This is a genomic window from Methylobacterium sp. J-118, from assembly GCF_057836565.1.
Genome location: NZ_JBYQFA010000001.1, coordinates 3,622,562 through 3,635,409 on the forward strand (window position 1 = coordinate 3,622,562; position 12,848 = coordinate 3,635,409).

12 protein-coding genes are annotated in these 12,848 nt (G+C 74.0%); 2 read left to right on the forward strand and 10 right to left on the reverse strand.

Translation table 11 applies throughout. The features are described 5' to 3' along the window. Positions 1-237: 237 nt before the first annotated feature. Positions 238-585 (reverse strand): heme-degrading protein HmuQ, encoded by a 348-nt coding sequence (gene hmuQ, locus AC3IF3_RS17480; RefSeq protein WP_243967200.1) that lies wholly within the window; start codon positions 583-585, stop codon positions 238-240. Positions 586-966: 381 nt separating this feature from the next. Between hmuQ and AC3IF3_RS17485 the strand changes: the two genes are divergently transcribed. Continuing rightward, a complete protein-coding gene (locus tag AC3IF3_RS17485; protein ID WP_489220366.1) occupies positions 967-1,374 on the forward strand; it encodes a helix-turn-helix domain-containing protein in 408 nt (135 codons plus the stop codon). Positions 1,375-1,418: 44 nt separating this feature from the next. Here the strand turns inward: AC3IF3_RS17485 and AC3IF3_RS17490 are convergent, their stop codons facing one another. The 4 genes from AC3IF3_RS17490 to cbiE are packed head-to-tail and all read right to left on the reverse strand — an operon-like array spanning position 1,419 to position 5,144. Beyond that, positions 1,419-2,741, reverse strand: a complete 1,323-nt coding sequence (locus AC3IF3_RS17490) for a cobyrinic acid a,c-diamide synthase CobB (RefSeq protein ID WP_489229678.1) — start codon at positions 2,739-2,741, stop codon at positions 1,419-1,421. Continuing rightward, positions 2,738-3,514 (reverse strand): precorrin-4 C(11)-methyltransferase, encoded by a 777-nt coding sequence (gene cobM, locus AC3IF3_RS17495; protein ID WP_489229679.1) that lies wholly within the window; start codon positions 3,512-3,514, stop codon positions 2,738-2,740. The genes AC3IF3_RS17490 and cobM overlap by 4 nt, the downstream gene beginning before the upstream one ends. Further along, positions 3,511-3,915, reverse strand: a complete 405-nt coding sequence (locus tag AC3IF3_RS17500; RefSeq protein ID WP_489217469.1) for a cobalamin biosynthesis protein — start codon at positions 3,913-3,915, stop codon at positions 3,511-3,513. The genes cobM and AC3IF3_RS17500 overlap by 4 nt, the downstream gene beginning before the upstream one ends. Next, positions 3,912-5,144, reverse strand: a complete 1,233-nt coding sequence (gene cbiE / locus AC3IF3_RS17505; protein ID WP_489229680.1) for a precorrin-6y C5,15-methyltransferase (decarboxylating) subunit CbiE — start codon at positions 5,142-5,144, stop codon at positions 3,912-3,914. Before cbiE ends, AC3IF3_RS17500 begins: the two co-directional genes overlap by 4 nt. 13 nt (positions 5,145-5,157) lie before the next feature. Between cbiE and AC3IF3_RS17510 the strand changes: the two genes are divergently transcribed. Continuing rightward, complete coding sequence (locus tag AC3IF3_RS17510; protein WP_489229681.1) at positions 5,158-5,940, forward strand: cobalt-precorrin-6A reductase; 783 nt, start codon at positions 5,158-5,160, stop codon at positions 5,938-5,940. On the opposite strand, the gene cobJ is transcribed toward AC3IF3_RS17510, so the two are convergent. From cobJ to cobN, 5 genes are read right to left on the reverse strand one after another with little or no spacing between them, the layout of a single operon-like run. Continuing rightward, complete coding sequence (cobJ, locus tag AC3IF3_RS17515) at positions 5,907-6,668, reverse strand: precorrin-3B C(17)-methyltransferase (RefSeq protein ID WP_489229682.1); 762 nt, start codon at positions 6,666-6,668, stop codon at positions 5,907-5,909. The two genes, AC3IF3_RS17510 and cobJ, sit on opposite strands and share 34 nt — an antisense overlap. Beyond that, the gene (locus tag AC3IF3_RS17520; protein ID WP_489229683.1) at positions 6,665-7,444 is read right to left on the reverse strand and encodes a precorrin-2 C(20)-methyltransferase; all 780 of its coding nucleotides are present in this window, start codon (positions 7,442-7,444) and stop codon (positions 6,665-6,667) included. Before AC3IF3_RS17520 ends, cobJ begins: the two co-directional genes overlap by 4 nt. Then, positions 7,444-8,136 carry a precorrin-8X methylmutase gene (locus AC3IF3_RS17525; RefSeq protein ID WP_489229684.1) on the reverse strand — a complete coding sequence of 231 codons (693 nt, stop codon included), beginning with the start codon at positions 8,134-8,136 and terminating at the stop codon, positions 7,444-7,446. The genes AC3IF3_RS17520 and AC3IF3_RS17525 overlap by 1 nt, the downstream gene beginning before the upstream one ends. After that, the gene (locus AC3IF3_RS17530; RefSeq protein WP_489229685.1) at positions 8,133-9,491 is read right to left on the reverse strand and encodes a precorrin-3B synthase; all 1,359 of its coding nucleotides are present in this window, start codon (positions 9,489-9,491) and stop codon (positions 8,133-8,135) included. The genes AC3IF3_RS17525 and AC3IF3_RS17530 overlap by 4 nt, the downstream gene beginning before the upstream one ends. After that, on the reverse strand, positions 9,488-12,820 hold the full coding sequence (gene cobN / locus AC3IF3_RS17535) for a cobaltochelatase subunit CobN (protein ID WP_489229686.1): 3,333 nt from the start codon (positions 12,818-12,820) through the stop codon (positions 9,488-9,490). Before cobN ends, AC3IF3_RS17530 begins: the two co-directional genes overlap by 4 nt. Positions 12,821-12,848: the final 28 nt, after the last annotated feature.

Sequence of the window (12,848 nt, forward strand, 5' to 3'; positions counted from 1 at the left end):
TGTCAGTACGTACTTTGCGCAGCTGTGAAGTCTCAATCCAAAGGAGTTACTTCGAACACAGATTCAACCAAAAGCGATAGGTTGAGGACGTCCGGTTTTGCTCCGCGACACGGTGCGAACTGCTTTCGACGGTCGCGCGATCGGGACTGGAACCCGGTCCTCGACGTCAGGCATGCTCGCGCCGGCCCGGCGTCCATTCGTGCCGATCGCGACAGAACGGGCGCCGGGCTCGGCCGGTCAGACGGCGTCGGCGTGTGCGGCGGCGTCGCTCGATCCCCCGACGGTCTGGATCGCCTCGAAACCCTCGAATTCCGGGTGGCCCAGGTAGAGCGGCTTGGTCGAGGGAACGCGGCCATGGGCCTTCCGGAACTGCTCGGAGCGGGTCCAGGCCTCGAAGGCGGCGCGCGACTGCCAGATGGTGTGGGACGCGTAGAGGACGTGGTCCTCGTGCTCGGGCCCGCGCAGCAGATGGAACTCGACGAAGCCGTCCATCTCTCCGAGATGGCTGTCGCGACCGAGCCAGACGGCCTCGAAGTCAGCGGTGGCGTCCTTGACAACCTTGAAGCGATTCATCGCGACGAACATGGCGTTCTCCTGTGAGGCCTCGAGTCTACTCGCGTTCCCACCCGCGATGCGACCCCCCGCGCGGCCACAGGGCGCACCCCATAATCCCTATAGAGTTGAGCGCTCGACATTTGAGCAACAATGTTGCAAAGTTGTGTGTGCTTAAACTAGAAGATGTAATCATCGACTTGCGGAGCTTGACAACTTGGTGTCCTACTGCGACGCCGTCCTCAAGTGTGGCAGGCCGGCGTTTTGCCGTCTGCGAGCTTCGCGCGGCGCGGACGAATTTTACGGTCTTGGACGTAGGGGCGGACGGTGAAGCGGCGCGACGGCGAGGCGAAGACACCGCGTGCGCAGCAGGACGCACTAAGTCCCGCTGACAAGGATGCGCCCGGTCAGACGATGCCGAAGCAGACCACGGACGTGGATCGCCTCGTCGGCATCCGGATCACCGCCCTGCGCAAGGCCCGCGGCATGAGCCAGACCGCACTCGGCAATGCGGTCGGCGTCACCTTCCAGCAGGTGCAGAAATACGAGAAGGGCCAGAACCGGGTCGGCGCCGGGCGGCTCCGCGAGATCGCGCGGCTGCTCGAAGTGCCCGTCTCGGCCTTCTTCGAGGAGAGCGAGTCGCGCGCGAGCACCCAGGAAGACGTCTTCGGCTTCCTCAGCGGCAACGGCGCGATCGATCTGCTGCGCGCCTACGCGCAGATCGACGACGAGCAGATGCGCCGTGACGTGCTGGCGCTCGTTCGCAGCGCCGCGCGGCTCGCCCAGGCGCGCGACCGATCCCCTCCGGCCGACCCGGCCTGAGATCCGCGCGGGATCCGGGTCGCACTCAGGATCGCCGCCCGGCTTCAGGCCGGATCGCCGGCGACGAGGTGGAAGAAGCTTCCGGTCACGGTGCCGATCCGGTGTCCGGCAAAGCCCAGATCGGTGCCCTCCGCGTCCGTGACCTGGGCCAGGGCGTCCGGCTCCGGAGCGGCCGGCGAGAGCTCGCTGGCATAGTGGAATTCGTGGCCGATCAGCCGTGCGCCGCGCCGCCCGAGCAGGCCGTCCCCGCACAGGCGCGCCACCCGATAGCCGAGATGGAGCTTGCGGCGGCGGTAGGACGTCGCCACCGGCAACAAGCCCGCCATGGCGTGCGTAGCGCCGTCCGCATCCTCCAGTGTCCGTCCGAGTACCATGTAGCCGCCGCACTCGCCGTGGACCGGGCGGGTGCGCGCGAAGGCGCGCAGGCCGTCCAGGAAGCAGCCGGCGCCGGCGAGGCGGCCGGCATGCAGCTCGGGATAGCCCCCCGGCAGCCAGCAGACGTCGCAAGCCTCCGGCGGCGGCTCGTCCGCCAGGGGCGAGAACGGCACGAGTTCGGCCCCGGCCCCGCGCCATCCGGCTTCGAGATGCGGATAGAGGAAGCTGAACGCTGCGTCCCGGGCCACCGCGATGCGCTGGCCGGGCGGCGGGGGCAGCGGTTCATCCGAGGCCGGCACGGCCCCGCCCGCCGCGGCGATCACGGCGTCGAGGTCGATCCCCGCCTCCGCGAGCTCCGCGAGCCGGTCGAGCCGCGCCTCCAGGTCGGCGGTCTCGCCGGCCTGGATGAGGCCGAGATGGCGCTCGGGGAGGACGAGCTGCGCGTCGCGCATCAGCGCCCCCAGCACCGGAAGCCCGGCCCGGTCCATCCCGGCCTCCACGAGGCGGCGATGGCGCGCGCTCGCGACCTTGTTCAGGATCACCCCGGCGATCGTCACCCGCGGATCGTACAGGCGGCAGCCCAGCGCTACGGCGGCGGCCGATTGCGCCGCCCCGGAAACGTCCACCACCAGCACCACCGGCCAGCCGTAGCGCGACGCGATGTCGGAATTGGCGCCGGTCCGGCTCTCCGCGGCCCGGACCCCGTCGAACAGGCCCATGGATCCCTCGGCGATCACGAGATCGGCATCGGCCGTCGTGGCGCGGGCCAGGGCGTCGAGCAGCGGCGGCGCCATGGCGAAGCTGTCGAGGTTGAAGCTCGGCCGGCCCGTGGCCGCCTGATGGAATGCCGGATCGATGTAGTCCGGTCCGCATTTGGCCGCGCGCACCCGCAGGCCCCGGCGGGTCAGGGCCCGCATGAGGGCGAGGGCCACGGTGGTCTTGCCCGAGCTCGAGCGTGGGGCCGCGACGAGGAGGCCGGGGGCGCTGGTCATGCCGGGCTCCCGACGGTGCCGCCGGGCCGGTAGCGCCGATCGTAGTCGGGGGCGTAGAGGGCGCTGTCCCGGAAGGTCTCGGCCCCGAGCGCCGGGCCGACGAGGATCAGCGCCGTGCGTTCGAGGCCGGCCTCCGCCACCAGGGCCGGCAGGGTGGCCAGATCGGCCGTCAGCGCCCGCTCGTCCGGCCAGGAGGCGCGGAACACGGCCGCGGCCGGGCAGGAGGGCCCGTAGAACGGGATCAGTTCGGCCGCGACCCGCGCGACCACGTGGATCGAGAGGTGGATCGCCAGGGTCGCGCCGGTCGCCGCGAAGGCCGCCAGCGTCTCGCGCTCCGGCATGGCGCTCGCCCGCCCGGAGGTGCGGGTCAGGACGACCGATTGCGCCACCCCCGGCACGGTGAGCTCCCGCCGCAGCAGGGCCGCAGACGCCGCGAACGCCGGGACGCCGGGCGTCACCGTGTAGGGGATACCGAGCCCGTCGAGCCGACGCATCTGCTCGGCCAGCGCGCTCCAGATCGACAGATCCCCCGAATGCAGACGCGCCACGTCCTGACCGGCGGCATGGGCCGCCTCGATTTCCCGCACGATGGCGTCGAGGTCGAGGGGGGCGGTGTCGACGATCCGGGCGCCCGGCGGGCACCAGCCGAGGATCTCGGGGGCCACGAGGGAGCCGGCATAGAGGCAGACCGGGCAGGCCGCGATCCGGTCGCGCCCCCGCACCGTGATGAGATCGGCCGCGCCGGGACCGGCACCGATGAAATGAACCGTCATGGTGCCGTCGCTGCGCTGGGACGCAGCGCCAGCGCGCAGGTGGCGCCGTCGCTCGCGATCCGGGGAAGGGCAAGGCGGCTCTCCGGTCCGGCGGCCGCCAGGGCGGCGGCCTCGGCCAGGGAGCCGACCCCGCGCAGGCGCTCGATCCGCGCCGAGCGTGTGACGAGGTCGCCGTCGCGGGCCGAAAGCGCCTCCGGGGCGACCGGGCAGGGCGACAGGCCGAACCGCGCCGCCGCCTGCCGGATCGCCGGCTCCACGGCCCGGTCGGCGGCCGTGGCGACCGCCGCCAGGTCGCCGCGGGCCGCACCGACCTGCCCGAGGGCGCGGGCGATCAGCGCCGCGATCTCGTCGGCGCCGGTCCCGCGGCGGAATCCGATCCCGGCGACCAGGGGGCCGGTCATGGCTTGGTCCAGGCCCATTGGGTCACCGGCATGGCGGGCCGCCAGCCATGCAGGCCGCCCACGGGGCTCGCCCGCTCCACGCCGAAGCGCCGCAGGCTGCCGCCATGCGCCGCGAAGGCGGCCAGCAGGGCCGCCTCGCCCTGGAGCGTCACCGCATTGGCGACGCAGCGCCCCCCCGGCCGGAGCGCCGCCAGACCCGCCGCCAGGAGTCCGGGCTCCGAGACGCCGCCGCCGACGAACACCGCGTCCGGCGCGGGCAGGCCGGCGAGGGCCGCCGGCGCCGCGCCGGTCACGACAGTCAGGTCCGGCGCGCCGAGTGTTTCAGCGTTGCGCCGGATGCGCGCGGCCCGGTCCGGTCGCGCCTCGATGGCGGTGGCGCGCACGGTGGGATGGCGCAGCATCCACTCGATGGCGACCGAGCCGGCGCCGGCCCCGATATCCCACAGGTGCTGGCCCGGATGGGGGCGGAGCGCCGCGAGGGTCAGCGCCCGGATCTCGGCCTTGGTGAGCTGTCCGTCATTCTCGAACAGGGTATCGTCGAGGCCGGGCGCGAGGGGGAGGGCGCTGCCGGCACCCGCGACGGCGATCGCCACGGTGTTGAGCGGGTCGATCCCGGCGAGCTCGAAGGCGTCCGCGCGTGCGGCGCGGATGGTCTCGCGCGGGCCGCCCATCGCCTCCAGCACCGTCACCAGAGACGCGCCGAAGCCGCGCTCGGTGAGCAGGCCCGCCAAGGCCGCCGGGGTCGCGCCGTCCCACGACAGGACGAGGAGGCGCGCCCCCGGCTGGATATGCGGGACGATCCGGGCGAGCGCCCGGCCGTGGAGGGTGACGAGGCCGCACTCGGCCAGCGGCCAGCCCAGCCGCGCACAGGCGAGGCTGAACGCCGAGACCTGGGGGAAGGCGCAGATCTCAGCCGGCGGCACCAGCCGGGCGATCTCGGCGCCGATGCCGTAATGGAACGGGTCGCCGGTGGCGAGGATGCAGGTCGGCGCACCCCGGCGCGCGAGGATCTTCGGGTAGGCGTCCTGGATCGGGCTGGGCCAGCTCCGCATCTCGGCGTCGAGGGAGCCTGCGAGCGTGAGATGGCGTCGGCCCCCATAGATCACGCGGGCGCTCTCCAAGGCCGCGGCGGCAGAGGGCGCCAGACCCGCCCGCCCGTCCTCGCCGATGCCGACGATCGACAGCCAGCGCCCGGCCCCGGGCCGGCTCGACAGGGGGTCAGCGCTCATGGACAAGGCGTCCATGACCAGCGGCGCGATGCGAATCCTGATCCTCGGCGGGACCGGCGAGGCCAGCGCCCTGGGGCGGGCGCTGGCTGGCCGGGCCGATCGCGCCGTGATGCTGTCCCTGGCCGGCCGCACCGCGGCGCCGAAGGCCGAGCCGGTGCCGACCCGGATCGGCGGGTTCGGCGGCGTGACGGGGCTCGCCGCTTATCTGCGCGCCCAGCGTATCGATCGCCTGATCGACGCGACGCATCCCTTCGCGGCGACCATTTCGGGCAATGCCGCCCGGGCGGCGGCCCTGGCGGGTGTGCCGCTGCTGGCCATCCGCCGGCCGGCCTGGACAGCCGTTCCGGGCGATCTCTGGACCGAGGTCGACGGCATGGACGCGGCGGTCGCCGCCCTCGGCCTCGATCCCCGGCGCGTGTTCCTGACGATCGGCCGGCAGGAGGCCGGCGCCTTCGCGGCGGCGCCGCAGCACGCTTACGTGGCGCGCACGGTCGAGCCGCTCGGCGACGCGCTGCCGGTGCCCCACCTCCTGACCATCGAGGCGCGCGGCCCGTTCGACGCGGCGGCTGAGGCCGCTCTGATGCGTGAGGCCGGCATCGAGATCCTGGTCAGCAAGAATTCCGGCGGGGTTGCGACCTACGGCAAGATCGCGGCGGCGCGCAGCCTGGCGATCCCGGTGATCATGGTGCGCCGGCCGGAGAAGCCCGGCGTGCCGAGCGTTCCGGATGCCGCCGGCGCGCTCCGCTGGCTCGATGCGGGCGATCATACCGCCCCCGTGACCTTGCGCGATGTGTAGACGAACGGCAGGCCGGCGGATCGCGGGATCAGCCGCGTGGTCGAGGCACCGAGGATCACCACCGTCGCCATGTCGGCCGGGACGTCGCGCGCCGCGGCGAGGCTCGACACCTGGATCGCCTCGTCCGGCCGGCTGATCGCCCGGGCGAACATCACCGGGGTCTCCGGCGCCCGGATCCCGGCGGCGAGGTCGAGGGCCGCGCCGAGCTGCCAGGGTCGGGCGGCCGAGATCGGGTTGTAGAGCGCGACGACGAAATCGGCGCGCAGGACCGCCTCGAGCCGGGCGGTCACCACCGGCCAGGGCTTCAGGTTGTCGGAGAGCGACAGCGCACAGAAATCGCCGCCGAGGGGCGCCCCGAGCCGGGCGGCGGCGGCCAGCATCGCGGTGATCCCGGGCTCGACCGTGATCGCCAGGTCGCGCCAGGCCGCCTCGCCATGCTCGACCGCCTCGAACACGGCCGAGGCCATGGCGAACACGCCGGGATCGCCCCCCGAGACCACCGCGACTCGGCGGCCGGAGGCGGCAAGTTCCAGGGCATGGCGGGCGCGGTCGACCTCGACCCGGTTGTCGCTGGCATGCCGGACCAGGCCCGGGCGCTCGGGAACCCGGGCGACGTAGGGGAAATAGCCGACGAGGTCCTCCGCGGCGTCGAGGGCGCGACGGGCGGATTCGGTCAGCAGGCCCGCATCCCCGGGGCCGAGGCCGACCACCACGAGGCTGCCGGTCAAGGCCGGCGCCCCTCGCCCGGCAGCAGCACCATGGAGAAGTACGGCGCGGCATCGTCGGGCTTGTCGACGAGCATGACGACGCGCTCGCCCGCCATCGTGCCGCGCTCGACATAGACCGCCCGGCCCAGCAGGCCGGCCGCCTCTAGCGCCGCGCGCACCTTCGGCAGGTGGCGCCCGAGCTTCATCACCACGGCGGCGTCGGTCCCGCGCAGCCGCTCGGTGAGCGCGGCGAGCGGCAGGGTCGCGGGTAGGACGGTCAGCACGTCGTCGCCCCAGGTGATCGGCGTGCCCGCCCGGGTCCAGCAGCCCGACATGCCGGTGACGCCCGGAACCACCTCGACGGGGAAGCGGTCCTTCAGCCGCCGCCACAGGTGCATGAACGAGCCGTAGAAGAACGGATCGCCCTCCGAGAGGATCGCCACGTCGCGCCCGGCGCCGAGATGGTCGGCGAGCCGGCCGGCGGCATCGTCGTAGAAGTCGGCGAGCGCCGCCACGTAGTCCGGGTGCTCGGGGTGGATCTCGGTGGTGTAGGGATAGGCCAGCGCCAGCTCGCGGGCCGGGTCGCGCAGGATCGCGTCCGCGATGGTGCGGGCATTGCCGCGCTTGCCGCGCTTGCAGAAATGGACGAGCACCGGCGCCCGCATCAGGATTCGCTGGGCCTTGACGGTCAGCAGCTCGGGATCGCCCGGGCCCATCCCGACGCCGTACAGCGTGCCGGTGACCGCGGCGGTGGGGAGCGCCTCGGCGGGGGCGTCGAGCCGTTCGAACCCGTCCATCACTCGATCTCGCTGGCGAGGGCGTTGACGGCCGCCGCCGTCATGGCACTGCCGCCGCGCCGGCCGTGGACGACCACGAACGGCACCCGGCCGTCCAGGGCCAGCGCCGCCTTCGATTCCGCCGCGCCGACGAAGCCCACCGGGATGCCGATCACCGCGGCCGGGGGCGCCACGCCGGCATCGAGCAGTTCCAACAGCCGGAACAGGGCGGTCGGCGCGTTGCCCACCGCCACGACGCTGCCCGGGAGGTGCTCGCGCCACAGCTCCATGGCGGCGGCCGACCGGGTGGTGCCGAGGTCCCGGGCGAGGTCCGGCACCCGGGGATCGCCGAGGGTGCAGAGCACCCGGTTGGCGGCGGGCAGGCGCGCCCGGGTGACGCCGTCGGCGACCATGCGGACATCGCACAGGATCGGCGCGCCGGCCCGGAGGGCCGCGACGCCGGCCTCGGCGAAGCCTGGCGCCATCTCCACATCCGCCGGGAGGTCGGTCATGCCGCAGGCGTGGATCATGCGCACAACCACGCGCTCCGCGGCGCCGGTCCAGCGGGCGAGCTCGGCCTCGGCGCGGATCATCGCGAAGGAGCGGGCGTAGATCGCGGCGCCGTCGCGGATATACTCGTAGCGGGACGCGGGTTCTTGAGCCGTCGCCGGCTCCGATCCTGTCTGGCGCTGGGCGTTCTGGCTCGCGCTCATACCGGTCTTCCGTCCCTCCCGTACCCCGTTTGGGCGATATCCGGCGCGAAGGCGGCGGATAGCCCGACGGTCTTGGCCCTTCCTAACCGGTCCAGAACGGCCTCGATAGGGAGGTGTATCCGTGGCTCGTCGCTGGGCGCGCCGCCGATCACGGCGCCGTAGAGACCCGCACGGGCGATCAACGTCAGGTCGGCGGAGCCGGGCCTGGCGCAGCCCTTGGCGCAACCGGACACGTGCGCGACATGGCCGCGGGCCGCCAGCGGCCGGAACAGCTCGGCCACCCGCGCGGCATCCGCCAGCGTCGGCGTCGAGCCGGAGGCGCAGCCCGGAGCGCCCGTGCAGGCATCGACATGGCGCCGGGGATCGTCGGTCACGACGACGAATGCCGCGGCGAGATCCGCCAGCGCCGCCGCAGCCGGAGTGCCGGGTGCCGCCAGCAGGACCATGCCGCGCGTCGGCGAGAGGCGGATCGTGTCCACGCCGAGCGTCTCGGCGGCGGCCACGACGCGGTCGAGGGCATCGGCGGTGCAGCGGCCGAACGGCGCTTCGATCGCGAGGATCTGGAGGTCGGGCCTCGCATGAAGGCCGGCGGCCGGCGCGAACGGCGCCGGGGTCGAGGAAACGCCGTCGCCTCCCTGCCGCACGGAGATGTCGATCCCCGCCGCCCCGGACGCGGGCATCGCCTCGACCACCGCCGTCAGCTCGTCCTCCGTCAGATCGCGCATCCGCCGCCGGCCCGTCCGCACGAAGGCGGAGAGCAGCGCCCCGACACGTCCGGGCGCCTCGCCCTCGGTGCAGAGACCGAGATCCCGTTGTCCGACACCGGCACTCAGCGTGATGGCGATGGCACCCAGCCCCCGGGCGGTGAGACAGCAATCCGCCTCCGGCATCGCCACGCCCGGCTGATCCGCGATGGCCACGAGGGTCTTGGCCGGCAGGCCGGGGATGGCGCGGCCCGCCGCCTCGATGGCGCGGGCGACCGCCGGACCGTCGATCCACGCGTCCGGATCGTGGCCCGCCAGAGGGGAGGTGAGGGTCAGGCGCTGCGGGCCGCCGTCGGTGCGGACATCGCCGAGCACGGTCGCCGCGAGCCGGTCCGACAGCGCGGCGCGGGTCGCCTCGGTGACGCCGCGGATCTGGATGTTGGCCCGGGCGGTGAGGTCGAGATGGCCGTTCCCGAAAAGCCGTGCGCCCTGCGCCACCGCACTTGCCTGCGCCAGGGTCAGGACCCCCAGCGGCGGGTGGACCCGCGCCAGCAGCCCGTCCCCGGTGGGCATCGGGCGGGCGAGGCTCGGGCACCAGCCCCGGCGGGCGGCCGCCTCCGGCAGGGCGCGGCGATGCGGACGCGCGCTCATTCGGCCGCCGCCGGCAGGAGCGCATCGGCCGGCAGGGCGTTGCGCCGGCTGTGCCAGAGGCCCCGGTCGCGGGCCTCGTCGAAGCGTTCCAGGATCGCGCGGGTCGCGGCCGGGTTGGCGGCGCGCAGGCGCTCGAACACATCCGCATCGGCGATCCAGGCCGCGTAGAGCCGGTCGAAACCGGCATCGGTCACGGCATCGCTCGCCGCCGCCAGCACGAAGACCGCGTCGAGCCCCTGGGCCAACTCCTGCGCGCCCCGATAGGCGTGGCGGAGTTGCGCGGCGATCCAGCGGGGATCGGCGAGGCGCCCGCCGATCAGGCGGGCGGCATCCTCCCGGGCCGTGCGGGCCTTCGGCTGCTCCGGATTGGACACGTCGAGGCTGTAGAGTGTCGGGCGACCGTCCTGAAGCGCGGCGGCGGCCGCGAAGCCACCCATGGCGTCCACCGCCGCATCGCCGTCGAACAGGTCGCGCTCGGCCGCATCGAAGGCGTGCCAATAGGCGTCGGCCGACGCGACCCGCGCCGCAAAGCCCGCATCGGGCCCCTCGCGGTCGCCGTAGGCATGGCCGCTGGCCGCGAGATAGGCGCGCCCGAGATCGGCGCGGGTCTCCCAGGGTCCGTCGAGGGCGGTGCCGGCGGTTCCGGCGCCGTAGCGGCCCGGGGCCGCGCCGTAGACCCGCGCCGCCGTCTCGCCGCGGCGGCGCGCCGCCGCCAGGGGGTTCTCGTCGTCGGCCTCGTCCCGGTCGGCCACCGCCCGGGCGGCGCGGTCGATCAGGGCAAGCGTCTCCGGGAATGTGTCGCGGAACGCCCCCGAGACCCGCACGGTGACGTCGATCCGCGGACGGTCGAGCATCGCCAGCGGCACCACCTCGAAGCCGGTCACCCGGGTGCTGGCATGGTCCCAGACCGGCCGGACGCCCATCAGGGCGAGGGCGTGCGCCACGTCCTCACCGCCGGTGCGCAGGGTCGGCGAAGCCCAGAGATCCATCACGATCCGGGCGGGATAGGCGCCCTCGTCCTGCAGGTAGCGCGTCACCACCGCCGCCGCCGCCCGGGTGCCGAGGAGCGTCGCGGCCCGGCTCGGGATCGCCCGGGGGTCGAGCGTCGCGAGGTTGCGCCCGGTGGGCAGCACGTCCGTGCGCCCCCGGGATGGGGAGCCGGACGGCCCTGGCGCGACGAAGTGTCCGTCGAGGGCTGCCAACAGTCCCGCACGCTCGCCGGCCGCCGATGCCACGAGCGCGGCCGGCGCATCGTCGGCGGCGCGGCCGAAGACGTGCAGCCCGTCGCGAAACACGGTTTCGCCGAGGTCGCAGAGATGCGCGTCGAGCCGGGTCAGCGCCTCGTCCATCGGCGTGTCCTGGCCGATGCCGGCGCCGTCGAGGAGCCCGGCCGCGGCGGCATCGTCCAGGATGGCGCTGGCGATCAGCCCGGCCCGGCGCGGATCGAGGACGCTGGCGGCAGCGTATTCCTCGACCAATTCGCGCAGGCGCGCGGCCTCGGGAGAGGGCGCCGGTCCGGTGACGGCGGGGGTCAGATGGCCCAGGGCGACGCCGCCGAGGCGACGCTTGAGCGGTGCGGCCTCCCCCGGATCGTCGACGATGAACGGGTAGACCACCGGCAAAGCGCCGACGCAGAGGGCCGGGAAGCAGTGCGGCGACAGGGCCACGGCTTTGCCGGGCAGCCACTCCGCCGTCCCATGGGTCCCGAGCTGCACCAGGACGTCGAAGTGCTGCCGCAGGCCGAGATGGAAGGCCAGATAGGCGTGCGTCGGGACGCGCTCCGGATCGTGGTAGCCCGCCTTCCGGTCGGAATCCCGTCCGCGATCCGGCTGGAGGAAGACCGTGAGGCCGGCGTCGGCGGTCGCCATCCGGAATCGGAACACGCCGTCCGTGCAGGCCGCGTCGGCCTCGGGCTGGCCCCAGGCGTCGAGGACGGCGGCGCGGATCGTCCCGGGAAGCCCCTCGAACCAGACGGAATAGGCGGCGAGCGGCACGTCGAAAGCCGCCGGGCCCTCGGTCAGGGCCGCCATCAGGGCGCCGGGCTGCGGCAACGTGCCGACCGCATAGCCAGCGGCGGTGAGATTGGCGGCGATGGCGCGGGCGCTCTCGGGGGTGTCGAGACCGACCGCGAAGCCCGCCCGTCCACCCCGGGCTGGGTAGTCTGACAGAACCAGCGCGATCCGCCGGTCGGATCGGGGCAGGGCGGCCAGCCGAAGCCAGCCCGCAGCCCGGTCCGCGAGGGCGGCGATCCCGGGCCCGTAGGACACGGCCCGGCGCTCGGCGAAACCCGCCAGTTCCGCGGCTTCTTCCTTGAACGAGATCGGGAAACCCGAAAGCCGGCCGTCGAATTCCGGCAGGGCCACCTGCATGGCGAGGTCGGCCGCGCCGAGCCCCCGGGCCGAAGCCTCCCAGGCCGTCCGCGGGGACCCGACCGTGAAGGCCTGGAGCACCGGGCAGGCGGCGCCGTCGAGGACGAAGTCGATCCCGTCCTCGCGGGCCGAGAACGCCGTGGCGGCGATCACGAGGTCGGGCTTGCGCGCCCCCACGGCCAGGGCCACCGCGCGGGCGGCTTCGGGCTCCTTGAGGCTCGAGACCGCCATGGGCAGCACCCCGATCCCCCGGGCGCGCAGGGCGGCGGCGAGGTCCACGAAGGGGGCGGTGTCGCCGCCGAGCACGGCGGATCGATAGACCAGGAGCAGGACCAGCGGCTCGGACCGGCACCGCGATCCGGCGAGCGGGATCGCGCTCCGGGCAGCCGCCACGGCCGTGTCGAGGGGAAGCACGCCGCAACCGGGGCACCAGGGGAAGCCGCGCGGCAACGGCAGCGGCGGCTCGACCGGGACGTCGGCACCGGTCCGGACCGCGAGCAGCCGCAGCATCCGGCGCAGATTGTCCGAACCGCCCGCGCGGAAATAACCGTCGAGCTGCGCGGCGAGGTCGGGATCGGTGGAGAAGCCGGCGAGCCGCGGATCGGGCCGGTCGTCCCCCGGCAGGACCGCGAGCGTCACGCCATGCGCCCGGGCCGCCGCGGCGCAACGCTCGATCCCGTAACGCCAGTAATCCAGCCCGCCGAGGCAGCGGATCACGACGAGCTTGGCGCGCGCCACCACCCGCTCGACGTACAGATCGACCGAGAGCGGATGCCTGAGCTTGGCGAGCTTGGCGAGGCGCAGGCTCGGGAGCCCGGGCTCGGCGGCGTGCGCCTGCGCGATGCCCGCGAGGTCGCTGTCGGTGAACGACAGCACCACGAGATCCCCGGGCTCCTGCCCGAGATCCACCGCCGCCTCGCCCTCGTCGAGGGAGACGGCATCGATGCGCACGAGATGCATCGCGCGGGCCCTTAGATCGTGTCCGGAC